This window comes from Acinetobacter sp. TSRC1-2 (genome assembly GCF_049895885.1).
Taxonomy (GTDB): Bacteria; Pseudomonadota; Gammaproteobacteria; order Pseudomonadales; family Moraxellaceae; genus Acinetobacter.
This window is the reverse complement of sequence record NZ_JAFCTF010000006.1, coordinates 158,291-180,107: the sequence shown is the minus strand read 5'-3', so window position 1 is coordinate 180,107 and position 21,817 is coordinate 158,291. Positions and strand designations below refer to the sequence as shown.

The following is a 21,817-nucleotide window of genomic DNA, read 5'->3' as shown; positions in this document are numbered from 1 at the left end:
TACCAGTCGCGGTGCTGTACATGATTTCGAGTTATTTAAACAGAATTTAAACCAGATTCCTTTCGGAGCTTTTATCCTTGCAGATAAAGGTTATCAGGGGATTTATACTTTGTACCCCAATAGCCTATTGCCATTAAAAGCTAAAAGGCGCTGTAAATTGGATCCTAAACAAAAAATCTATAATCGAGAAATCAATAAAAGAAGAATAGGAGTTGAGCATGTATTTGGCAGTCTAAAAACTTTCAAAATACTCGCTGAGCGTTATCGAAACCGAGGCAAAAGACTCGGTTTGAGATTCAATTTAATTGCTGGTATCTATAACTTGGAGTTGAGCAAAAAATGATTTATGAAAGAAGTCTATTGAACATTTTTTTATTTATGAAAGATATCTAAAGAAAAAGCGCTATAAACCTTAGCCATCTTTATATTTTAATAAAGTTTGATGCACGGGATGGGTTTTTGGCATCAGTTCAATTAAACGCTCCACGGCATCAATCGCTTCAGGAAAACGTGCCACGTGCTTGAGTAAAACATCCGTTTCATTGGCTTTAAAAATGGCGTCACTTAAACGTGACTCCAGACAATCTCGCCAGGCACATAAAAAAGGACTTTCAGTTTTTGCCAGAAATACACCGCTACACAGTTTTAAGGCAGAATCGATATATCCGGCATCTAAAGAGTGCTCGGTGAGTAAAAAATCAGCTTCGACATGCGCCAATAAACGATAAGGCCGGGAACCCAACATGCCGCCTAAAATATCGCGTAATTGTGACATTTCCGCTTTTAAGGTGCCGATGCTGACTTTTCGTTCACCATATAAAGCCTGATGCAAAGTATCTAAACTTAAACCTTGCGGACACAGTGCCAAGATGGTCAAAATTTCAATTTGCCTTGGCGTAAGCACAAGGACTTTGCCATTGAACAGCACTTGTGGTACGGAAAAAGCCCGAATGAACAATCGCTGCTTTTGATATTCAAGTAATGCAGATTGAATAATCGAAGCACAGCGTTCAGCCGCCAGCAAACCCAAACTATTGTGTTTTTGCCAGGTGGTGGAAAGATCAATCACCCCGAGAACCTGTTTCGAATAAGGATCAATAATCGGTGCTGCATAACAGACCCAATCATGAATAGAAGACATGTAATGCTCATTGGAAAATACACAACTCGATTGTTGCGTTTTCAACGATAAAGCCAAAGCATTGGTGCCTACCAATTCCTCGCGCCACTGCCCACCTTCGATAAAATGTACACTTTCTGCTGCACTTTGCATTTGTGGACTCGATGCTGTCCAAATAATAGTGCTGCCGATATCGCCTACCGCCAGCACCATGGAAGATTGTTCTGCAATATGTTTTAAATCTTGTGCACAATGTTGCAAGGCATGTTCTAAAGCAGAAGGATAGGTTTCTTTTTGTAAATGGACCAATGGTGCAGCTGAACGATCTTTAGGAATTTCCGCAGATGTCGAGCGTTGCCAAGAACTGACAATACTTTGTCCGAGCTGTTCTGCATGCAAGGGAGAAAGACTGCTACTTTGTCTAAATTTCTCAATTTTTTGTCTTTTCTGGGTCAAACTTTGTTTATTCATCATTCCTTATTCTCACAACAATTCATGATTTACATCCACTGTAATAGCTATTCTTGTAAGCCTGATTGAAAAGATTGTAAACCTTCTTGTCTCCAACCTTTCTCCAACCTTATTCCATGTATGCTAATTAAATAATGTACAAAAGTACCTTATACCAAAGCTGTAGATGCGGTTTAAAACACTAAAATAAGCAAAGGAAAATTCATATGCGTTATGCGGATCCTAATCAAGATGGTTCAAAAGTTCAGTTTAAAGCCCAATATGAAAACTTTATTGGCGGTCAATGGGTAGCCCCAGTAAAAGGTGAATACTTTGACAATATTTCTCCCGTCGACGGTAAAGTATTCACCAAAGTTCCGCGTTCAAGTGTTGAAGATATTGAGTTGGCACTCGACGCAGCGCACAAAGCTAAAGAACAATGGAATAGGTCCTCTCCCACTACCCGTTCCAATATTCTGTTAAAAATTGCAGATCGTTTAGAAGCCAATTTAGAACTTTTGGCAGTGGCTGAAACCTGGGATAACGGTAAACCTGTACGTGAAACCTTGGCTGCCGATATTCCTTTGGCAATTGACCATTTCCGCTATTTTGCCGGCTGTATCCGCGCACAGGAAGGCGGCATTTCAGAAATTGATGAAGATACCATTGCCTACCATTTCCATGAGCCTTTAGGTGTGGTTGGACAAATTATTCCCTGGAATTTCCCTATTCTGATGGCGACCTGGAAATTGGCCCCTGCATTGGCTGCGGGTAACTGTATCGTTTTAAAACCGGCTGAACAAACTCCGGTCAGTATTTTGGTATTGGTTGAACTGATTCAAGACCTGCTGCCTGAAGGTGTATTAAACATTGTCAATGGTTATGGTATTGAAGTAGGTCGTCCGCTTGCAACCAATCCACGTATTGCCAAAATTGCCTTTACCGGCTCAACTTCAGTCGGTCAGCAAATTATGCAATATGCCACCAAAAACATTATTCCAGTCACGCTTGAACTGGGGGGTAAATCACCGAACCTTTTCTTTGAAGATGTGATGGCAGAAGATGATGACTTTTTAGATAAAGCGCTTGAAGGTTTTGTCATGTTTGCCTTAAACCAAGGTGAAATTTGTACCTGTCCTTCTCGTGCGCTGGTTCAAGAAAGCATAGCCGATCAATTTCTAGAAAAAGCCATTGAGCGTGTTAAACGGATTAAAACCGGCCATCCACTCGATACTGACACCATGATTGGCGCTCAGGCATCGCAAGAGCAGCAAGATAAAATCTTGGGCTGTATTGCAACAGGTCGTGCAGAAGGTGCTGAAATATTGACAGGTGGTGGCGAACGGCATGAAGTCGGTCAAGGTTTCTATATTGAACCAACTATCTTCAAAGGCACCAATGACATGAAAACTTTCCAGGAAGAAATTTTTGGACCTGTACTTGCTGTTGCTACCTTTAAAGACTTTGATGATGCGATCAAAATTGCCAACGATACCATTTATGGTTTAGGTGCCGGTGTCTGGTCTCGTTCGGCCCATACCTCTTACCGTGCTGGCCGTGCAATTCAGGCCGGTCGTGTATGGACCAACTGTTATCATATCTACCCTGCGCATGCGGCATTCGGGGGTTATAAAAAATCCGGTATTGGACGTGAAAACCATAAAATGATGCTAGACCATTATCAACAAACCAAAAACTTGTTGGTAAGCTATGCGACTAAACCGATGGGCTTCTTCTAAGTCACTAGCAATAAAAAAAGCTGTTGGAAAACAGCTTTTTTTATTGCGCTATTTTACGCTTTTTATTTACTTATCTTTGCTTACAAGTGAGTGCTTTTAGAGAATTCAACTGTAGGTTGAGCCAACACTTCTTCAACGAAATGTAAATGGTCTACACCCCAATACATTTCATCGTCTACAAACCAAGTGGGCGCGCCAAAAACCCCACGCCCAATTGCTTCGTCTGTAATCACTTTTAGTTCAGATTTAACTTTTTCATCGTCTAGCCACAGCGCAACTTGTTGCTGCTCTAAACCCAACTCATTGACCAATTGCATGACTTCATTTTGATCATTTAAATTACGTGGCTGTCCAAACATAGCATCAAAAAACGCGGTTAAAACGCCAAGAAATTGCTCTGGCTGAAATAATTTCATTGCAACAATAATCCGCATCAATTGCAAAGTATTAATGGGAAAATAAGGATTCATCTGTATTGGAATATTCCATAACTTTGACCAGCGCTGTAAATCCAGCATGGAATATCTCGCTTTAGCAGGAATCATCAGCGGACTGCTATTGCCTGTGGCTTTAAATACACCGCCCAATAGCATCGGTTTCCAGCTAATTTCAGCCTGATATTGAGCTGCAAGGGTTTGAATGCGATGAAAACCAATAAAACTGTATGGACTACCTAAATCAAAATAAAACTCGATTACCTTCATTATTACTCTTCCCTCTATAATTTATTATTTGAATAACAATCCTTTTTACCAACGTTCCATCCACGGTCTTAAATCCATTTCATGCGTCCAAGCATCACGTGGCTGATGAGCCAAATGCCAGTAATTTTCTGCCATATGTGCAGGGTTTAAAATACCATCTTCTGTCTTACGTGCATAAATATCTGGAAAAGTGGTTTCGATAAATTCGGTGTCGATGGCACCATCTACTACGACATGGGCCACATGAATGTTTCGTGGTCCCAGTTCGCGTGCCATACTTTGTGCCAAAGCCCGTAAGGCATGTTTGGCTCCTGCAAAGGCCGCAAAATGTGATGATCCACGTAATCCAGCAGTTGCTCCAGTGAAAATAATCGTACCGTGCTCTCGCTGTACCATGCGTTTCGCCACTTCACGGCCGTTGAGAAATGCAGAAAAACAGGCCATTTCCCAAATTTTAAAATATTTACGTGCTGTTTCTTCTAAAATACTACAGGGTACATTGGCACCGATATTAAAGACCATCACTTCAATGGGTCCAATCTGAGTTTCAATCTCTTCAATTAATTCAATCACCTGCTTCTCTTTACGGGCATCCGAGGCAAAACCATACGCTTGCCCCCCTAGGCTTTCAATCTCTTGAATTAAAGGTTGCAGTTTTTCAGCAGTGCGCCGTGTCATACAAGTAATATATCCACCACGGGCAAATCGTTTAGCAATTTCCCCACCTGTGGCATCACCTGCACCAATCACCAAAGCAACTTTGCCTTTAGTTGAGGGAGGATGTCCCTCTGTTTGTTCTAATACGTGTGGCATAGTTATTCCAACAATAAAATAACGATCGTTATGATAACGATTACTATGTTATAATTTCAATCAAGAGTCAACCATATCTTGGTCTATAAATTATGCGTTATAAAGCGGGTTATAAAGAACAAAAAAGACAAGAACTATTGAATATCAGTGGTCAATTGGCAAAAAAAAATGGTTTTGCCAATACGGGCGTAGATAGCTTTATGAACGCAGCACAGATGACCAGTGGTGCATTTTATTCACACTTTTCATCTAAACAGGATTTATTCAAAGCCCTGATTGAAGCTGAACTACAAAAAAGTTTGCTGGACTGGCAAGAAAATCCGCATGAGGATTTGGCAGAATGGATTGATTTCGAACTCGAGCGTTATCTGGCAATTTCACATGTGCAACGCGCTGATCATGGCTGTATTTTGCCGGCTCTAAGCAGTGAGGTTGCGCGTTCCGATGATGAGATTAAACAATTGTATCAAAGCGAACTTATACGTGGACATGCCTTATTCGTCAAACATTTGGGCCGTGAAGATTTAGCTTGGGCAGTAATGTGTCAACTGGTCGGTGCCATCTTGATGGCACGAACTGTAGCGGATGATATGCTTAAAATTATGATTTTAAATTCCAGTAAATGGATGATTCGTCAAAGCCTCGGTTTAAACAACCCAAACGTTTCAGCTTAAAGTTTTATATTAAAATTCTACACAATAAAGTTATAAGCTGCTTTAGTTCTGTGGCTTTTCAGGCTACATTCAAAACTTAATTTATTAACTAAACATATCAACATGCAGAATCTTCCGGACACCATCTATGCCATTCAACATCTCGCCTTTGAAGACTTAGGACATTGGGAAGATATCTTTTACCAACTCGGCTTCCGGGTGCGTTATTTTGAAGCCGGTGTAGATGACCTAAGCAAAGCATTTCAGCACAAAGGTTTAACCATTATTTTAGGTGGACCGATTGGTGTTTATGAAACAGCTGACTATCCTTTCTTACAACAGGAAATTGACTTACTAAAAGTTCGTTTAGAAGAAAACTTACCGACTCTTGGTATCTGTCTAGGTGCCCAGCTGATTGCACATGCCTTGGGTGCCAAAGTCTATGCAGGACATCAAAAGGAAATTGGCTGGAGTAAACTGAGTATTTCCAATATTGAAAATAACTTGCTTGCACCATTAAGTGATACAGCTGTATTACATTGGCATGGCGATACTTTTGATTTACCTGAACAGGCTAAATTATTGGCCAGCTCTGACGTTTATCCAAATCAGGCTTTTTCAGTTGGAAAAAACATTCTGGCTTTGCAATTCCATATCGAAGTTGCAGCAGAAAGTCTGGAAAAATGGCTCATTGGACATAACTGTGAACTGCGTAAAGCTGAAATTAATATTCCTGCTTTGCGTGCTGACAATGATAAATATGCCATGCCCTTAGAAACCGTCGCTACAAAAATTTTACGGACCTATATGAACCAATTGATAAACAAATAAACTTTAATTTATGATTTAATTCATTTATAACGGTGTCATTCATTTATATAAGTCTCTGATGATGACACCTTTAATCAGTATTGCTGTAATTCATTTCTTTGCATTGATCAGTCCGGGTCCAGATTTTTTCTTTGTCACGCAAAGTGCAATCCGCCAATCACGCACGCATGCTTTATGCGCTGCATTAGGAGTCTCGCTGAGTATTTTGGTCTGGTCCATTTGTGCAATCAGCGGGCTGCATTTTTTATTTCAGAAAATTGCCTGGCTACAGCAGGTGCTGATGATTTTAGGCGGCCTATACCTGCTTTATTTAGGGATACAATTGCTGAAATCCGCTTTCAATAAAAATCCGGCACCTATCTCGAAAAACCAGAATGAAATTCTGCCGAAAAAATCACACAGCACACTGTTAGTTCAAGGTTTTCTGACCAACATGGCTAACCCCAAAGCGCTAGTCTATTTCAGCAGCGTTTTTTCCATCGCCATTAGTACAAATGTCAGTATTTTTGAGCAAAGTTCATTGCTAGCGCTAGTTTTTATCGAAAGTCTGATGTGGTTTTCTGCTGTTGCTCTGATTTTTTCTGCAGCAAAAATCAATCATTATCATCAAAAATTCAGCAAGAAAATTGACGGCATTACCGGCGGGATTTTTATCAGTTTTGGCTGTCTGCTGATCTTAAACCGTGATTAAGACATCTAAAATAATTTAAACAAAAAAAGCACCATCAAGGGTGCTTTTTTGTTTTAGCGCTTGTTAGGCTTATTTTTTCGCAGGCACTGAAGCTTCAGTAGTGATATTCACAGTAACCTTATCGCCCACGTTCGGAACATAACCGCCTATACCAAAGGCTGAACGGTTAAATGAAGTGGTTGCATTAAAACCAACGGTTTGCAGTTTAGTCATTGGATGAACTGCCTGTTTATTTAATACCGCATCTAAAACCACAGGTTTAGTTACGCCTTTCACCGTTAAATCACCGCTGATTTTGTATTTGTTTTTGCCTAGAGCCTGAACTTTAGTGCTTTTAAAAGTGATGTTCGGATATTTGGCAGCATCAAAGAAGTCTGTAGTTTGAATATGCTCATCCAATGCTTTTACATTGGTATTGATACTTGATACTGGAATATTAACATTTACAGAGGAGTTAGCAGGTTTTGCATTGTCGACGTTAATCGTACCTTGAATGTCAGAAAAGTTCGCAGAAGGTGTAGAGAAACCAAAGTGGCTCCAAGAGAAAACAGTTGCTGAATGTTGCGGATCAATTTGGTAAGCAACGGGTTTTGCCAAAGATAAAGTTGCAACAGATGCAACCGCCAAACCTAAAGTTATTGCTTTGAAATTCATGTGTTTTATCTCTCTTTGGAATGGTTATTAGTTTATAGGTTTATTATCTTAATTCACTGGTATAGATAAAACGATATGTTGCAAGAATAGAACACTCACTTGGTTTTACTACAGGAAACTAGCCTCAATATAAATGTGCTGATGTTAATCATTTGATAATTTTCATAAATTATTTTCAATCAACTTTTATCATTCTATCTCAGCGTTTGAGTTGCATTGTTTTTTTAATCATATTCGAATTATTTAATACAAAAAATATACAGTTTCGAGACATTATACTGCAAGAAGATCATGTGACTTTACAGACAATTCACTGACTTGATATTTAACTTTAAATTGAATGATCCATCCAAAAGCAATTAAAGATAATTAACACTTCGCTAAAATAATTAAAGCCCCATATGGGGCTTTTAAAACTGCTTAATTTTTATAACTTTTCAACCAATACTCGATCGACTTGTTTTAAACCAGTATGCTTTTCACGATTTTGGCGACGCACCTTAATCACTTTTTCTTCGTCCAGTTCTTTCAGCATCAATACTACGGCCATCATGCTTTCTAGGGGGAGATCCTGACCGATCCACTTTTGCTCACCTGGTTCCATTAAAGTGATTTCATCACTAATTTGGTTATAAAGGCTCATATTTTCCTCACTTATGCTGAATAAATGCCATCTCACCATGAATACTCAATGAATGGCATCACTATATACTTATTCGTAAAAACTGCTAGACCAATATCGTCAAAAATTTATCAAAATAAAACGCCCCCCATAAGAGGCGTCTTTCATTGATTTAATCTTTTAGAATTAAGCAGTAATTTCTTTTACAGCAGCAACAACAGCATCAGTCGTAATACCGAAATGTTGGTATAAGTCTTTCGCAGGTGCAGATTCACCGTAAGTTGTCATACCAATCACACGACCGTCAAGACCTACAAATTTCCACCAGTAATCCACATGTGCAGCTTCAACAGCTACACGCGCACGGATGTTAGATGGAAGCACCGCTTCACGGTAAGCGGCATCTTGTTTAACGAATTCTTCAGCACATGGCATAGAAACGACACGCACACCTTCAAGTTGTGCATACGCTTCCATCGCAAGAGATACTTCAGAACCTGTTGCAATGATGATTGCTTTTAATTCACCTTTTTCTTTCGCAAGTACATAACCACCTTTCGCAACATCAGCAATTTGAGCATCAGTACGCGCTTGGAATGGCAAATTTTGACGAGAGAAGATTAAGGCAGTTGGACCTTCAGAACGTAAAAGTGCAGATTTCCAAGAAATCGCTGCTTCTACGGTGTCACATGGACGCCAAGTATTTAAGTTTGGAGTACCACGTAGTGATGCAATTTGTTCTACAGGTTGATGTGTAGGACCATCTTCACCTAAACCAATTGAGTCATGTGTATAAACATGAATCACACGCTGTTTCATGAGTGCAGACATACGTACTGCATTACGTGCATATTCCATAAACATGAGGAATGTGGCTACGTAAGGAATGAAACCACCATGAAGTGCAACACCATTGGCAATTGCAGTCATACCGAACTCACGTACGCCATAGTGTACGTAGTTACCTGCAGGATTGTCCTGAACACCTTGACAACCTTTCCAGAGCGTCAGGTTAGACCCTGCAAGATCGGCAGAACCACCTAAAATTTCAGGAAGCAACGGACCAAATGCTTGAAGTGCATTTTGGCTCGCTTTACGTGTTGCCACAGTTTCAGCTTTTGCATTCACTTCAGCAATATATGCATCTGCTTTGGCAGCAAAGTCAGCAGGTAAATCACCACTTAAACGGCGTTTAAGTTCAGCAGCTTCAGTTGGGTATTTTGCAGCATAAGCAGCAAATACTTCATTCCAAGCAGCTTCAGATTTAGAACCTTTGTCTTTTGCATCCCAAGCAGCATATACGTCTGCAGGAATAACAAATGCTTCTTCTTTCCAGCCAAGTGCTTCACGAGTTAATGCGATTTCATCATTACCTAACGGCGCACCGTGGCAATCTTCTTTACCTTGTTTGTTTGGTGAACCTAAACCAATCACTGTTTTGCAGATAATAAGGGTCGGTTTAGCAGTTTCAGCTTTTGCCTCGTTCGTTGCAGCACGTAAAGCATCGCTATCGTGACCATCAACTTTAATCACTTGCCAGCCGTAAGCGTGGAAACGTTGTTCTGTATCGTCAGAGAACCAGCCTTCTACTTCACCGTCAATTGAAATACCATTGTCGTCATAGTAAGCAATTAACTTACCCAGACCTAAAGTACCCGCCAAAGAACATGCTTCGTGTGAAACACCTTCCATTAAGCAACCATCACCCAAGAAACAGTAAGTGAAATGGTCAACAACTTTAATGTCGTCTTTGTTGAATTGAGCCGCTAAAGTTTTTTCTGCCAAAGCAAAACCAACCGCGTTGGCAATACCCTGACCTAATGGACCAGTAGTCGTTTCGATTCCTGGTGCATAACCCAATTCAGGGTGACCAGGTGTTTTAGAATGTAATTGACGGAATGATTTCAAATCGTCGATTGAAAGTGCATAACCGGTCAAATGTAATAATGCATATTGAAGCATTGAGCCATGACCGTTCGACAATACAAAACGGTCACGGTTCGCCCATTGTGGATTTGTCGGGTTATGATTTAAAAATTCGCGCCATACTACATCAGCGATATCTGCCATCCCCATTGGAGCACCTGGATGTCCTGAATTTGCTTTTTGCACAGCATCCATTGCCAATACACGAATTGCGTTTGCAATACGACGTTCATTAAGCGGGGTTGTCATAGGTCAGAGTCCAACTAAATCGTTTAAAGAAGATGATGAATAGGAAAATTCAAAGCTGGCTGTATTGTCTTAAAAAAACAGCAAGGGGTAAAGCCTAATAGTCAACATTTCAACATTTATTCGTGACTGTATATATTTTAATGGCTGGTAAAGCTCAATTTGACATCGCTTTTAAGGATTGGCGAGTGAGTGCATAGCGGCAGGGATTTAATTTAAAACTGATATACGACATATTAACGATAAAGCACTTTATAGGTATTTAATTAAAATACTATTCAAACATTTCCCTTCTCACAGGACTTATTTTTAGCATTTAATTACAAATAGGTGAATTATCATCAAATGATGCCCTCAATAAAGTTTTATTAAACAAAATTGATCAATTAACATCCAATAGAGACAAGAGTTGAATAAAATTCATCTTTTTAAATATTTAATGAAAAACATAATTATTTAAAGTGTATATTTTGTGACTGTTGCTATTATTTATATAAGGTTAACAGAGTGATCTAAAACCAATCATTCAATGCAATTAATTCAAACTAATATTTTGATAATAATCACTATTTTAATATAAAAATTTTATAAAAAATCTTAGGAATCTTATTTTACTCTCCAATAAATATGCTTTTATTCGCTGATTAAATATTTATGCTTTAAAAATCTTCATAGCGAAAATTCCAACTTTAAAGCGCAATTTCTTTTGCTTATCAGTTTTTTAAATGCATATATCAATTAAAAAGTTGTGAAATTGAAATAATTTCAGTCATTTTGGTCGTGTAGAACTAGTCCAAAAGTCTAACTCGATGTAACATATCGGGTCTTTAAAATTAACTGTGATAGGACTTATGCGCGAGTACGCTGTATTTACCTCGGAATCTGTAAGCGAAGGCCATCCGGATAAAATGGCTGACCAAATCAGTGACGCTATTTTGGATGCAATCTTAACAGAAGACCCATATGCACGGGTTGCTTGTGAAACGCTTGTAAAAACGGGTGCGGTAGTACTTGCCGGTGAAATCACAACAACAGCAAATGTTGACTTCGAAGCAATTGTACGTCAAACCGTAAATGGAATTGGTTATCACCATTCTGACCTTGGTTTTGATGGTTCAACCTGTGCTGTCATCAACATGATTGGAAAACAGTCCCCTGAAATTGCTCAAGGTGTTGACCGGCTAAAACCTGAAGATCAAGGTGCTGGCGACCAAGGCTTGATGTTCGGTTATGCAAGTCGTGAAACTGATGTTTTAATGCCTGCTCCTATTTCTTATGCACATCGTCTAATGGAAAAACAGGCTGAACTACGCCGTAGTGGACGTTTGCCTTGGTTACGTCCAGACGCGAAAAGTCAGGTGACTTTTGCATATGAAAATGGCATGCCAGTTCGTTTAGATGCGGTTGTATTGTCTACCCAACACGATCCTGAAATTTCACAAGCGGCTTTAAAAGAAGCTGTGATTGAAGAAATTGTGAAAAAAGTGATTCCTGCTGAGATGTTCCATGCAGACACCAAATTCCACATCAACCCAACCGGGATGTTTGTGATTGGTGGTCCTGTAGGCGACTGCGGTTTAACCGGCCGTAAAATCATTGTAGATACTTACGGTGGTATGGCACGTCATGGCGGTGGTGCTTTCTCTGGTAAAGATCCATCTAAAGTTGACCGTTCTGCTGCTTATGCAGGCCGTTATGTAGCGAAAAACATTGTTGCTGCTGGTCTTGCGGACAAGTGTGAAATTCAGGTGTCATATGCCATTGGTGTTGCAGAGCCAACTTCTATTTCAATCAATACCTTCAATACAGCAAAAGTATCTGAAGAATTGATCATTCAATTGGTTCGTGAACACTTTGACTTACGTCCATACGGCATTACTCGTATGCTAGACCTGATTCAACCGATGTATAAGCAAACTGCTGCTTATGGCCACTTCGGTCGCGAAGGTTCAGACACTGCATTTACTTGGGAAAAAACAGATAAAGTGGAAGCGCTTAAAGCCTCTGCCGGCCTGTAGTTTTTTCATAAAAAAGCCCACATCTGTGGGCTTTTTTTTACGTAAAAAATCATTATTTTATTTTTCCTCCCTGCTGAAGAACTTCTAATAATGAAATTTGCACCGGCGTTTCTTGATGATCTTGTAAATACACATGCACGATCTTAAAGACGATGACTGCTGCCAGGCAGGTCAAAATACAGAAAATCCAGAAACCATACGGACTTTTAATATTATGTGAACCGCAATTTGTGCATTCTTTATGATGGGTTGACTCAATAACCTGATCACAACACGCACAATGATATTGATATAGCATAGCTATGCTCCTACATTACGCACATTCTTGTTTTTATATTTCCACCCTATTTTTTGATGGAAGGTAATATCAATAAAATCTTATGTGACTCTTTAGCGAGATACAAGGCTGTTTATCAATAACTAAAATATACCCCAAAATAATTTTTCAAATTTTAATTATAAACCATTCATTTATATGATAAATTAATTTATGTCATCGAATGCAAAAGACATCATTTGTAACACAATGCAATAAAACAAGTTTTGAATCTTAAAGTTGCAAAAAACAGATACTTCTCAATTTTTTAGGTAAAATGGCAGACAATGATCTGGAGTGTGTGATGGTTCAACTGATTAAAAAAGGTGGTTTACGCGAACGTGCTAACCGTAGCCGTAGCTACAAAGGTTCAGAAAATACTGAAGCGACCTTAAAGCCTAATCGCTATTCTCAAGGCGAAAAAAATAAGGAAGTCAGCACTGCTACTCCCCCATCTACGCATCTTAATGATGATTCCGTCAAAAAAGACTAAAACATCGCAAATGCATCGATTCCTAACCAGATTGCAAAAATCAGGAATAATCCCCCAGAAATAATATCGATATAACTCCCTGAACGCTGATAAGCGACTTTGATTTTTGGCATCGACATAATTAGCATAAATAGTGCAAAGACCAAAAAGGTTTGTAGTGGAATAATCACTGCAAGCTGGGTTTTTAAATGTGTCGATGCGGATGAACTTAAAGCTAAAGAAAACACACTACTAAAATAAATCAGGGTTTTAGGATTGGATAAATTGGTAAACAGCCCCAATAAAAAGTGGTTTTTAGAATCAGGTACAGCCTGTTGACCATCATCCAAACTGGTTTCTTGCTCCAGGGTTTTTAAACCGCCATTGAGCATTGCCCAGCCCATTCGAGCCAAAAACAGTCCACCCGCCAACATTAAAACTTGTTGTATCCATGGAAATTGCTCAATCAGCACAGTAAAGCCCAGTAGGGTCAGTACTACCCAAACCACTATACCGACTGAAATACCCAAAATAATTTTTAATGTATTCGTCCTTGATGTCGAGGCTGAACTTTTAGCAATCAGTAAAACATCGGGTCCGGGGCTAAGCTGTACAACAAAATGCAGTGCACAAATGGTCAAAAGCAATGACATAGAAATAGAGGAGATTTTAAAAACACGTATTATATCATTTGTTCAATTTTTTGCATGCTTCCCGCCCTACCTTTAATACAAATCTAGCAGCAATAAAAAAGCCGAATCATCATGATTCGGCTTAAAAAAGCGGATCAATAAACTTATTTATTCACATCTTTCATTTCAATTTTTTTCGCATCAGGCGTCACTTCACGCGCTTCGCCATCAATCACACTAGAGTCATGACGCGGTGAACCACCTTGCTGTTGTTGCATGTCCTGCATTTGACGCATGATATCTGCAAATGGGTTTTGGCCTTGCGCACCCCCGCCCATGCCATTCATATCGCCCATCATGCCACCCATCATTTTATCCATCATGGCTTGCTGGCGTTTCATCATGGCTTTCATTGCCACAGCTTTCAAAGCTTGTTGTACTGGTGGAATGAGTATTAACAGGGCAAGTACATCAGTGATTAAGCCTGGAATCAGTAACAACAAACCCGCAATAATTTTAGGTAAATTATTGGTTAGACTTGGGTCCATTGCCATTTGACCTTGTTTCATTTGTTGCAGACCAGACGCATGGGTACGGATCATATTGATCCCGATGAAAAAGGCAGCAACAAACCAGAAAAATACGTACCACATACTGCCGACGAGGTCACCCACGCCAATCCAGACAAAGACTTCAAGGATTAAGCCAGCCAAAACAATAAGAAATAATTTCATAAAAATTAATCAAATCTCAATAAAATAAATAGGGTGCAATATTCAAGTGCTTAATCACGATCAAGCTTTTTTGATACGCTTATGTAACAATATGGGCATTATTCTATTTTTAAAGTCTTTATATGTCATTAATTATTGGTATCGATCCGGGTTCTCGCTTAACTGGCTACGGTATTATCGAAAAAGATGGGCAAAAATTGACTTTTGTGGATGCAGGAACCATTCGTACCGAAACTCCTGAAATGCCGGAACGTTTAAAACGAATTTTTGCAGGGGTGGAACGTATTGTTAAATTCCATGGTCCGACAGAAGCGGCAGTTGAACAAGTTTTTATGGCAGTCAATCCTGACTCTGCGTTAAAGCTCGGTCAAGCTCGTGGTGCTGCTATCGCTGCTTTGGTAAATCTGGATTTACAAGTCGCTGAATATACAGCACGACAAATTAAACAATCGGTAGTGGGTTATGGTGCAGCAGATAAAGAACAAGTTCAGATGATGGTGATGCGCATTTTAAATTTAAGCATTAAACCTCAGCAAGATGCTGCCGATGCTTTAGCCGCTGCAATTTGTCATGCCCATGCTTCAGGCAGTATGAGTAAAATGGCGGTACTGAATGCCTTGGGTGGTATGGCACGCGGTCGTGGCCGTACCAGCAGAAGAAGATAACTAGAATATTTAAAGATACGGCGCGAAATCTTTACGCATTTCACCAATCGAGGGTTGCTTGGAATAAGTAAAAATGACTCTTCGACCAAAGCTTCGCATATTCTTTTTCTGATTGGGATCAATCCGGATCAAAACCAGTTCATCCGGTTCATTGCGATGGTTTATCTCGCAAATCATAATGGTTTGATTCCTTTCAATGACCTTATATTTCATGAATTCTTTTTGCACAATGTCTTTAAAGGAAAAATTGCCTGAACGACTTGAACTCCCACCACGTTGCGTGTAAATCACCATAACAATGCAAATTACAATCACAATCGCCACAACCAGATATTTGTCCATCATTACTCTCTTCTATTTTTTATCAACGTCATATTTATCGCAACATTTCAAATGCGATAAAATCCTGTGCTTGCTCAAATTCGATTTGAATGATCTCTGAAACCTTGGCATGTGATGGCCCCATATAACTACGCTCAATGATTGTATGGAGCTGATTTTCCGTACCGACAATAACGGCTTCAACTTCACCGTCATCCAGATTTTTCACATAGCCTGTAAGGTCTAATTCTAAGGCTTGCTGCTCAAACCAGCGCCGGTAACCCACACCTTGTACCTTACCCTGAATGATGAGTTTAATCGCCTTATTCATTTATGCTTTCCCTGATTCACCACATGATAAACCGCCTCATTCATATGATGGGCTTGCATACCCCGCATCCCTTTTTTCGCCAACCCGTCCCCTGCCAAAGCATGCAAGGTGACAATTTCATGCAGATGAATTTGCTCTCCAAATTGGGCTTTTAAGCTGGCCACCATACCTGCCAGCACATCTCCCATACCACCCGTTCCCATTCCTGCATTGCCTGCAATACAAATCCACAGCTGATCCTCCAAAATCAAACTGCCAGAACCTTTGAGCACCCATTGTCCTGCGTATTTTTCTTGCAGTCGATGAATCGCTGCAATTCGGTCATTTTCAATATCTTTCACAGAACAATTTAGAAGTTTTGCAGCTTCACCCGGATGCGGTGTCGCGTAACTCTCTGGTTTTAATAATTCCGGATGCTCGGCCAAGAACCATAAAGCATCGGCATCGAGCACCACATGTAAATGTTCAGCTGTGTTGATCTTCGGGAACCATTTAAAAAATTGTTGTTCAGACCAGGGATCACGTCCCAGACCCATACCAAAACTGACTGCATCGACATGCTCTAATAATTGCTGAATCTCGGCTTTGGTCAATGCATTGATATCACGTAGCATAATATTCGGTGAACGCGCCAAAATAGCGGTGTGATGTTTTTCATGACAGACAATGGTGACTTTACCTGCACCTGCACTAAAAGCTGATTCGGCGGCCATCATCACCGCACCGCCCATATCCGCATGTCCACCAACCACAAGTACATGACCATAGCTGCCCTTATGGCCAAATGCCTGACGCTCGGGCAATGAAATTGTATCAGGTGAGAGTTGGGCGACTGGATTGACTTCTGCATCTGTCGGAATCAGGGAAATAACCTCAATCTGTCCTGCAAACTCTTTGCCTTGTCCGGTAAACAATCCTGCTTTTAACCCCAAAGCTGAGAAAGTGTAATCGGCTTTAATTGCGCATGGTAGGGGCTGACCGCTATTGGCCTGTAAACCACTGGGAACATCAATCGCAATTTTCAAAGCGGATTGAGCATTCATACTTTGAATAATCTGCTGCCAATCTGGACTGAGTTCACGGTTTAAACCGATGCCAAATAAAGCATCGATATAACAGTCATATTGTTTTTGAAAATTAAAACCTGAATGAATTTTTATTTCAGCAGCGATAGCGTCTTGATAAGCCGTATGTAAATCTTTAGAAGAACCCAATTCAGCGGCATAAATCTCGACCTTAAAACCGGCCTGTTTTAAATATTGAGCCGTTAAATATCCATCACCTGCATTATTTCCCTGTCCACAACATACAGCGATATTTTTTATTTGATGCTGTTGAAAAATGGGAACTAGCCGTTGCGCAATCATCCAGGCGACTTGCTGCATCAAGGCATAAGAACTGTTTTGCTTGGCAAACCAGCGTTGCTCCCATGCTTGAATAGTTTGGCTCAAATAAACTGGGCTATGATAAACTGGCTGACGCATTGTTCTTCCCTTCTTATTAAATTATGGCAACATCCACAGCGTCACAGAAAATACCTTTAGATCAAACTGATCCTGAAGCGCTAAAAGCGTGGATTAAAGTGCAAGCTTTGCAATTAGGCTTTAGTGATTGTGTCATCGCCAAACCGGATGCTCAAGCAGAGTTGCCACGTTTTCAAGAATATTTAAAGCGTGGCTATCATGGTGATATGAAGTTTCTGGAAGAAAATTTAGAAAAACGTGCTGATCCAACTCTACTGGTTCCCGGCACCAAAAGCATTATTTGCGTACGAATGAATTATTTGGTAGAAACCCCTAAATCGCGTTATGTCCCAGATGAGCCTAATGCCGCCATCATTGCACGCTATGCCCGTGGTCGCGATTACCATAAAACCATGCGCGGCCGCTTAAAAACTTTAGCCAGCATCATTCGTGAAAAGGTTGGAGATTTTGAATCGCGTCCTTTTGCTGACTCTGCACCGGTATTTGAAAAATCTCTAGCAGAAAATGCAGGTATGGGCTGGACCGGTAAACACACCTTATTGATTCATAAAAAATCAGGTTCCTTTTTTGTTTTGGGTGAACTCTTTACTTCACTGGATTTACCCTTCGACTTCCCTGCAACCCAGCATTGCGGCTCTTGCACCGCGTGTATCGATATTTGTCCCACCCAAGCCATTGTCGAACCCTATATGCTGGATGCGCGTAAATGTATTGCATATTTGACCATTGAATATAAGGGCATCATTGCTGAAGATTTACGCCGGGGCATTGGTAATCGTGTTTTTGGCTGTGATGATTGTCAGCTGATTTGTCCGTGGAATAGTTTTGCTAAAAAAGCCACGATTGAAGATTTTAATCCCCGACATGGTTTGGATCAGATCAATTTACTGGATTTATGGCACTGGGATGAACCGACCTTTTTAGCCAAGACTGAAGGCAGTCCAATACGACGTACCGGTTATCAAAGTTTTATGCGAAATATTGCGATTGGTTTAGGAAATGCACCTTTTTCTCATGAAATTGTTGCAACTTTAAAACAAACTCGCGAATTACATGATGAGATTGTGCAAGTCCATATTGACTGGGCAATCCAGGAACAGCTGGCTAAATTCAATTAAGTATTGCCTTCAATTCAAAGCATTTTTCAGCTTTCTTATTTTCCAGATATAAGCAAAGTTTTATCTCTGTAAAAAAAATAGTATCCATTTCAAAACAAACTAAAAAATCTCATTAAAAACTTTGCAACCATATCAAGAGGAATTAAGCCTACTTTGTAAATAAATATACAATCTTATAACTCGTAATATTGACTAAAAACCATCGATAGATACTATAAAATTTGGCTTTTTATGCCTTTAGATTTAGTTTAAATTAGGTATGATAAATAATAAATAATGATGATTATGGATTTTCGCCAATGAATGTACGTAATGACTGGACACGTGAAGAAATTCAGGCTTTGTATAGCCAGCCTTTTTTGGATTTAGTTTTTGAAGCACAACGCATTCATCGTGAAAACTTTGATCCGAATACCATTCAAGTTAGCACCTTACTTTCAATTAAAACAGGTAAATGTCCTGAAGATTGTAAATATTGCTCTCAGTCAGCGCGTTATGACTCAAAACTTGAAGCTGAAAAACGTATTGCTGTCGATAAAGTGATTCAAGAAGCCAAAGAAGCGCTTGCGTCAGGTTCTTCACGTTTCTGCATGGGTGCTGCATGGCGTAATCCGCATGAACGCGACATGCCTTATGTATTGGAAATGGTTAGTGAAGTGAAAGCACTGGGCTTGGAAACCTGCATGACTTTAGGCATGCTCAATCAATCTCAAGCAGAACGCCTGAGTGAGGCGGGTTTAGACTATTATAACCATAACCTCGACACCTCTCGCGAATATTATCCTAATGTGATTACCACACGCTCTTATGATGATCGTTTAAATACTTTGGATCATGTCCGTCAAGCAGGTATGAAAGTCTGTAGTGGTGGGATTGTAGGCTTAGGTGAAAACAGCAAAGATCGGATTGGTCTTTTGTACGAACTCGCAACGTTACCAATTCATCCTGAATCTGTACCTATCAATATGTTAGTTCCTATTGAAGGTACGCCACTTGCAGATGTAGAGAAACTCGACGTCACTGAATGGATTCGTACTATCGCGGTTGCACGAATTATTATGCCTAAGAGCTATATTCGTCTTTCTGCCGGGCGTGAGTCTCTATCAGATGCGGATCAGGCCTTAGCTTTCATGGCGGGTGCCAATTCTCTTTTCTCTGGTGAAAAGCTTTTGACTACTCCAAATGCTGGCGAAGGTAAAGATAGACAATTATTTGATAAGTTAGGCTTGGTTGCTGAAAAAGCAAAACCGACAGTTAAAGAGTTATCTGTAGATGCCATGGCAAGTTAAGCTCTTGATTTGAAATGTTCATAAAAAAGCCCGCTTGGGGCTTTTTTATTGAGAAAAATTATTCTGCAAAGTTATGGGCTGTGATTAAAATTCCATAACTGCTGTTTAAATAATCCCCTACTCGAATGATATCCGTACCATTTGCATGATGCACCACCAATTCTTTAGAAATCGCATCATAGGTGAATGAATCAAAACTGTCTTGATGATGACATAACCACGTTAAAGTATCTTCTAGACGCCCATCTACAATATAAGTTTGCACTTTAAAATCTTTGTTCATTGGCCTTAGCCTTGCCTAAGTAAAAAGTTTTACTTATCAATTATTACTAATTTTGCGCTGAAAACAAAGAAGTGAGCTAAAGCTCACTTCCTGTTATAAATAGAATTCAATTAAAGTGGCTTATTAACACCACACTTTCTGCATTCCTTATGATGTTCCCCAATTTCTTCCATGTGCTCATACTCATACACATGTAAACAAAATAATTTCATAAGTAATTGAAGCATTTTCTAAACTCCCTTTTGCTTGTTTTTAAAATTCAGTTTTTTTAAATACATTTCATCCTGAAACAACACTGTGATTAAAAAATCATCACACCTATTTATTACCATATTTTTGAGATAATTCAAATAACTTAGCAACAATTTTTAGAGCAAATTACAAAAATAAAGCTGCTCTCGTCACTGTAGAAGAATCAAAAAAATCCATTAAAATTATAGCAATAGTGAGTCAGTTGTAATAAATCTTGTCAGTCAATGCGTGAAAAATAAAATTAAAATATCTTATATAATTAATAATTTAAAACAAAAAAACAAAAAAATAACTTGTATCAATTGATTATGACGAACTGAAAAAATCATTCAATATAATGAGGCTAAAGCTAAATTTAACTGTAAGGCTAATTTATAGACATTAAATAGAAAAAATTTCTGATTTTTTTAAATAAATATTGGAACAGTAAATTATTAAAATGTTCTTTAGCCCATTCATGATTTCATCCCTGGTCATCATTTGATGACACTCAAGCTTGGAACGGATTAAACTTTGATATTTTGCCAATCTCTCACAACAGAACTGCAATTTTTTTATTTTGTACACGATCTGGCATGAGTAAACCCTCAATAAGAAAAGTTACACTAAATTGATTCATATTTGGGCGAGGTTTACGGAACATTTGTTTCTCCATTTTGATTATTTTTAAGAAAAAAATGCTTTAATTCTCTTTTGATAAGCAATAAAAGCCCAATATTAAATTGGGCTTATTCTCTACTCTTCGATTTCTATGGGATCTCCGTCCTCTGGACGAATATGACGCACTCCATCATCCGCTGGATCAACACTTGAACCATCTTTAGTAATAGTGTTGTACATCTCATCCTCTTTCTTATCGTCAATAAATTCTTCATCTTCGAAATCTTGAGGCTCACTATCATCTTCGAAATCTAAAGGCTTTTCTTCATCTATCATGGCGATCAATCACTTATTTAAACAAGAAAATATTATGCTCAAACATTCGATAGAATTATTCAAGAGTCAACAATCATCGTTTGTGTAACTGACTCTTAAATACTAGGAGTGTCTGCGTAAGGTTTAATTTGTACCCATCATGTTATAAGTATCACACGTAATAAAATAAAAACCCTTCTAATAATATATACTTAGCAAGGTCCTATGTATCGTAAAACGTCCGTTTGGTCAGCCAATCAATTAATCATGTTTACCACATTTACGGCATTCTTGTGTATATCCATGCTCATGATGGTAATCGAACTCATAAGCATGAAAGCAAAATAGTTTTCGGAAGAATTGGAGCATTTACTTCTCCTTTATTTCAGGCAAAAAAATACCTCCTGATAAGGAGGTTAAAACTTAAAATCAGAAACTACAGCGATAGATTCTAAATACATATTATATATAAACTTGATTTTTAATCATTGGCAAAAAATTACTTTAAAATTCAATTTAATAATTAATAAAATAACTT

At 39.1% G+C, this 21,817-nt stretch carries 24 protein-coding genes; 10 read left to right on the top strand and 14 right to left on the bottom strand.

Annotation, left to right across the window (positions count from 1 at the left end):
- Window positions 1-343 (top strand): transposase family protein (locus tag ACP69Y_RS08745; protein ID WP_425917933.1); only part of this gene is annotated, 343 nt, incomplete at its 5' end.
- 69 nt (window positions 344-412) lie between these two features.
- On the opposite strand, the gene ACP69Y_RS08740 is transcribed toward ACP69Y_RS08745, so the two are convergent.
- Entirely contained in the window at window positions 413-1,594 is a 1,182-nt protein-coding gene (locus ACP69Y_RS08740) for a transcriptional regulator (protein WP_425917931.1), read from the bottom strand.
- A 203-nt stretch (window positions 1,595-1,797) separates the two neighbouring features.
- Here ACP69Y_RS08740 and exaC point away from each other — a divergent pair, with 203 nt between their 5' ends.
- Window positions 1,798-3,309, top strand: coding sequence for an acetaldehyde dehydrogenase ExaC (exaC, locus tag ACP69Y_RS08735; protein WP_425917929.1), 1,512 nt, complete (start codon window positions 1,798-1,800; stop codon window positions 3,307-3,309).
- Between the two features lie 80 nt (window positions 3,310-3,389).
- Here exaC and ACP69Y_RS08730 read toward each other — a convergent pair whose 3' ends face one another.
- Both ACP69Y_RS08730 and ACP69Y_RS08725 read right to left on the bottom strand, forming a co-directional pair.
- Entirely contained in the window at window positions 3,390-4,013 is a 624-nt protein-coding gene (locus ACP69Y_RS08730) for a 2-hydroxychromene-2-carboxylate isomerase (protein WP_425917927.1), read from the bottom strand.
- A gap of 45 nt (window positions 4,014-4,058) precedes the next feature.
- A complete protein-coding gene (locus ACP69Y_RS08725; RefSeq protein ID WP_425917925.1) occupies window positions 4,059-4,826 on the bottom strand; it encodes an SDR family oxidoreductase in 768 nt (255 codons plus the stop codon).
- Window positions 4,827-4,918: 92 nt separating this feature from the next.
- On the opposite strand from ACP69Y_RS08725, the gene ACP69Y_RS08720 reads away from it, so the two are divergent.
- The 3 genes from ACP69Y_RS08720 to ACP69Y_RS08710 all read left to right on the top strand — a co-directional run bounded on the left by ACP69Y_RS08720 (window position 4,919) and on the right by ACP69Y_RS08710 (window position 7,001).
- Entirely contained in the window at window positions 4,919-5,500 is a 582-nt protein-coding gene (locus ACP69Y_RS08720; RefSeq protein ID WP_425917923.1) for a TetR/AcrR family transcriptional regulator, read from the top strand.
- A 102-nt stretch (window positions 5,501-5,602) separates the two neighbouring features.
- Window positions 5,603-6,310 carry a glutamine amidotransferase gene (locus ACP69Y_RS08715; RefSeq protein ID WP_425917921.1) on the top strand — a complete coding sequence of 236 codons (708 nt, stop codon included), beginning with the start codon at window positions 5,603-5,605 and terminating at the stop codon, window positions 6,308-6,310.
- Window positions 6,311-6,368: 58 nt separating this feature from the next.
- A complete protein-coding gene (locus ACP69Y_RS08710) occupies window positions 6,369-7,001 on the top strand; it encodes a LysE family transporter (RefSeq protein WP_425917919.1) in 633 nt (210 codons plus the stop codon).
- Between the two features lie 69 nt (window positions 7,002-7,070).
- Here ACP69Y_RS08710 and ACP69Y_RS08705 read toward each other — a convergent pair whose 3' ends face one another.
- The 3 genes from ACP69Y_RS08705 to tkt all read right to left on the bottom strand — a co-directional run bounded on the left by ACP69Y_RS08705 (window position 7,071) and on the right by tkt (window position 10,452).
- Complete coding sequence (locus ACP69Y_RS08705) at window positions 7,071-7,655, bottom strand: YceI family protein (RefSeq protein WP_425917917.1); 585 nt, start codon at window positions 7,653-7,655, stop codon at window positions 7,071-7,073.
- 427 nt (window positions 7,656-8,082) lie between these two features.
- Window positions 8,083-8,298 carry a hypothetical protein gene (locus ACP69Y_RS08700; protein WP_067724440.1) on the bottom strand — a complete coding sequence of 72 codons (216 nt, stop codon included), beginning with the start codon at window positions 8,296-8,298 and terminating at the stop codon, window positions 8,083-8,085.
- A 165-nt stretch (window positions 8,299-8,463) separates the two neighbouring features.
- Window positions 8,464-10,452 (bottom strand): transketolase, encoded by a 1,989-nt coding sequence (gene tkt, locus ACP69Y_RS08695; protein ID WP_425917915.1) that lies wholly within the window; start codon window positions 10,450-10,452, stop codon window positions 8,464-8,466.
- A gap of 848 nt (window positions 10,453-11,300) precedes the next feature.
- On the opposite strand from tkt, the gene metK reads away from it, so the two are divergent.
- Window positions 11,301-12,467, top strand: coding sequence for a methionine adenosyltransferase (gene metK, locus ACP69Y_RS08690; RefSeq protein WP_425917913.1), 1,167 nt, complete (start codon window positions 11,301-11,303; stop codon window positions 12,465-12,467).
- Window positions 12,468-12,519: 52 nt separating this feature from the next.
- Here the strand turns inward: metK and ACP69Y_RS08685 are convergent, their stop codons facing one another.
- Window positions 12,520-12,765, bottom strand: a complete 246-nt coding sequence (locus ACP69Y_RS08685; RefSeq protein ID WP_425917911.1) for a hypothetical protein — start codon at window positions 12,763-12,765, stop codon at window positions 12,520-12,522.
- A 322-nt stretch (window positions 12,766-13,087) separates the two neighbouring features.
- Between ACP69Y_RS08685 and ACP69Y_RS08680 the strand changes: the two genes are divergently transcribed.
- On the top strand, window positions 13,088-13,276 hold the full coding sequence (locus ACP69Y_RS08680; protein WP_425917909.1) for a hypothetical protein: 189 nt from the start codon (window positions 13,088-13,090) through the stop codon (window positions 13,274-13,276).
- Here ACP69Y_RS08680 and ACP69Y_RS08675 read toward each other — a convergent pair.
- Both ACP69Y_RS08675 and ACP69Y_RS08670 read right to left on the bottom strand, forming a co-directional pair.
- Window positions 13,273-13,908 carry a LysE family transporter gene (locus ACP69Y_RS08675; RefSeq protein ID WP_425917907.1) on the bottom strand — a complete coding sequence of 212 codons (636 nt, stop codon included), beginning with the start codon at window positions 13,906-13,908 and terminating at the stop codon, window positions 13,273-13,275. The genes ACP69Y_RS08680 and ACP69Y_RS08675 overlap by 4 nt on opposite strands.
- 143 nt (window positions 13,909-14,051) lie before the next feature.
- Window positions 14,052-14,621 (bottom strand): FxsA family protein, encoded by a 570-nt coding sequence (locus ACP69Y_RS08670; RefSeq protein ID WP_425917905.1) that lies wholly within the window; start codon window positions 14,619-14,621, stop codon window positions 14,052-14,054.
- A gap of 122 nt (window positions 14,622-14,743) precedes the next feature.
- Between ACP69Y_RS08670 and ruvC the strand changes: the two genes are divergently transcribed.
- Complete coding sequence (gene ruvC / locus ACP69Y_RS08665; RefSeq protein ID WP_131217090.1) at window positions 14,744-15,286, top strand: crossover junction endodeoxyribonuclease RuvC; 543 nt, start codon at window positions 14,744-14,746, stop codon at window positions 15,284-15,286.
- A 9-nt stretch (window positions 15,287-15,295) separates the two neighbouring features.
- Here ruvC and ACP69Y_RS08660 read toward each other — a convergent pair whose 3' ends face one another.
- From ACP69Y_RS08660 to ACP69Y_RS08650, 3 genes are read right to left on the bottom strand one after another with little or no spacing between them, the layout of a single operon-like run.
- Window positions 15,296-15,631 (bottom strand): hypothetical protein, encoded by a 336-nt coding sequence (locus tag ACP69Y_RS08660; protein WP_425917904.1) that lies wholly within the window; start codon window positions 15,629-15,631, stop codon window positions 15,296-15,298.
- Between the two features lie 31 nt (window positions 15,632-15,662).
- On the bottom strand, window positions 15,663-15,938 hold the full coding sequence (locus ACP69Y_RS08655) for an acylphosphatase (protein ID WP_425917902.1): 276 nt from the start codon (window positions 15,936-15,938) through the stop codon (window positions 15,663-15,665).
- On the bottom strand, window positions 15,935-17,422 hold the full coding sequence (locus ACP69Y_RS08650) for an NAD(P)H-hydrate dehydratase (RefSeq protein ID WP_425917900.1): 1,488 nt from the start codon (window positions 17,420-17,422) through the stop codon (window positions 15,935-15,937). The genes ACP69Y_RS08655 and ACP69Y_RS08650 overlap by 4 nt, the downstream gene beginning before the upstream one ends.
- A 23-nt stretch (window positions 17,423-17,445) precedes the next feature.
- Between ACP69Y_RS08650 and queG the strand changes: the two genes are divergently transcribed.
- Window positions 17,446-18,540 carry a tRNA epoxyqueuosine(34) reductase QueG gene (gene queG / locus ACP69Y_RS08645; RefSeq protein ID WP_425917898.1) on the top strand — a complete coding sequence of 365 codons (1,095 nt, stop codon included), beginning with the start codon at window positions 17,446-17,448 and terminating at the stop codon, window positions 18,538-18,540.
- Between the two features lie 299 nt (window positions 18,541-18,839).
- Complete coding sequence (gene bioB, locus ACP69Y_RS08640; RefSeq protein ID WP_425917896.1) at window positions 18,840-19,829, top strand: biotin synthase BioB; 990 nt, start codon at window positions 18,840-18,842, stop codon at window positions 19,827-19,829.
- A gap of 58 nt (window positions 19,830-19,887) precedes the next feature.
- Here the strand turns inward: bioB and ACP69Y_RS08635 are convergent, their stop codons facing one another.
- The gene (locus tag ACP69Y_RS08635) at window positions 19,888-20,112 is read right to left on the bottom strand and encodes a hypothetical protein (protein WP_425917894.1); all 225 of its coding nucleotides are present in this window, start codon (window positions 20,110-20,112) and stop codon (window positions 19,888-19,890) included.
- A 987-nt stretch (window positions 20,113-21,099) separates the two neighbouring features.
- Complete coding sequence (locus tag ACP69Y_RS08630; RefSeq protein WP_425917893.1) at window positions 21,100-21,300, bottom strand: hypothetical protein; 201 nt, start codon at window positions 21,298-21,300, stop codon at window positions 21,100-21,102.
- Between the last annotated feature and the right edge of the window lie 517 nt (window positions 21,301-21,817).

Bases quoted from the DNA above. Each gene is read 5' to 3' on its own strand.
- ACP69Y_RS08740 (WP_425917931.1), bottom strand. From the start codon at position 1,594: ATGATGAATAAACAAAGTTTGACCCAGAAAAGACAAAAAATTGAGAAA.
- exaC (WP_425917929.1), top strand. From the start codon at position 1,798: ATGCGTTATGCGGATCCTAATCAAGATGGTTCAAAAGTTCAGTTTAAA.
- ACP69Y_RS08730 (WP_425917927.1), bottom strand. From the start codon at position 4,013: ATGAAGGTAATCGAGTTTTATTTTGATTTAGGTAGTCCATACAGTTTT.
- ACP69Y_RS08725 (WP_425917925.1), bottom strand. From the start codon at position 4,826: ATGCCACACGTATTAGAACAAACAGAGGGACATCCTCCCTCAACTAAA.
- ACP69Y_RS08720 (WP_425917923.1), top strand. From the start codon at position 4,919: ATGCGTTATAAAGCGGGTTATAAAGAACAAAAAAGACAAGAACTATTG.
- ACP69Y_RS08715 (WP_425917921.1), top strand. From the start codon at position 5,603: ATGCAGAATCTTCCGGACACCATCTATGCCATTCAACATCTCGCCTTT.
- ACP69Y_RS08710 (WP_425917919.1), top strand. From the start codon at position 6,369: ATGATGACACCTTTAATCAGTATTGCTGTAATTCATTTCTTTGCATTG.
- ACP69Y_RS08705 (WP_425917917.1), bottom strand. From the start codon at position 7,655: ATGAATTTCAAAGCAATAACTTTAGGTTTGGCGGTTGCATCTGTTGCA.
- ACP69Y_RS08700 (WP_067724440.1), bottom strand. From the start codon at position 8,298: ATGAGCCTTTATAACCAAATTAGTGATGAAATCACTTTAATGGAACCA.
- tkt (WP_425917915.1), bottom strand. From the start codon at position 10,452: ATGACAACCCCGCTTAATGAACGTCGTATTGCAAACGCAATTCGTGTA.
- metK (WP_425917913.1), top strand. From the start codon at position 11,301: ATGCGCGAGTACGCTGTATTTACCTCGGAATCTGTAAGCGAAGGCCAT.
- ACP69Y_RS08685 (WP_425917911.1), bottom strand. From the start codon at position 12,765: ATGCTATATCAATATCATTGTGCGTGTTGTGATCAGGTTATTGAGTCA.
- ACP69Y_RS08680 (WP_425917909.1), top strand. From the start codon at position 13,088: ATGGTTCAACTGATTAAAAAAGGTGGTTTACGCGAACGTGCTAACCGT.
- ACP69Y_RS08675 (WP_425917907.1), bottom strand. From the start codon at position 13,908: ATGTCATTGCTTTTGACCATTTGTGCACTGCATTTTGTTGTACAGCTT.
- ACP69Y_RS08670 (WP_425917905.1), bottom strand. From the start codon at position 14,621: ATGAAATTATTTCTTATTGTTTTGGCTGGCTTAATCCTTGAAGTCTTT.
- ruvC (WP_131217090.1), top strand. From the start codon at position 14,744: ATGTCATTAATTATTGGTATCGATCCGGGTTCTCGCTTAACTGGCTAC.
- ACP69Y_RS08660 (WP_425917904.1), bottom strand. From the start codon at position 15,631: ATGATGGACAAATATCTGGTTGTGGCGATTGTGATTGTAATTTGCATT.
- ACP69Y_RS08655 (WP_425917902.1), bottom strand. From the start codon at position 15,938: ATGAATAAGGCGATTAAACTCATCATTCAGGGTAAGGTACAAGGTGTG.
- ACP69Y_RS08650 (WP_425917900.1), bottom strand. From the start codon at position 17,422: ATGCGTCAGCCAGTTTATCATAGCCCAGTTTATTTGAGCCAAACTATT.
- queG (WP_425917898.1), top strand. From the start codon at position 17,446: ATGGCAACATCCACAGCGTCACAGAAAATACCTTTAGATCAAACTGAT.
- bioB (WP_425917896.1), top strand. From the start codon at position 18,840: ATGAATGTACGTAATGACTGGACACGTGAAGAAATTCAGGCTTTGTAT.
- ACP69Y_RS08635 (WP_425917894.1), bottom strand. From the start codon at position 20,112: ATGAACAAAGATTTTAAAGTGCAAACTTATATTGTAGATGGGCGTCTA.
- ACP69Y_RS08630 (WP_425917893.1), bottom strand. From the start codon at position 21,300: ATGATAGATGAAGAAAAGCCTTTAGATTTCGAAGATGATAGTGAGCCT.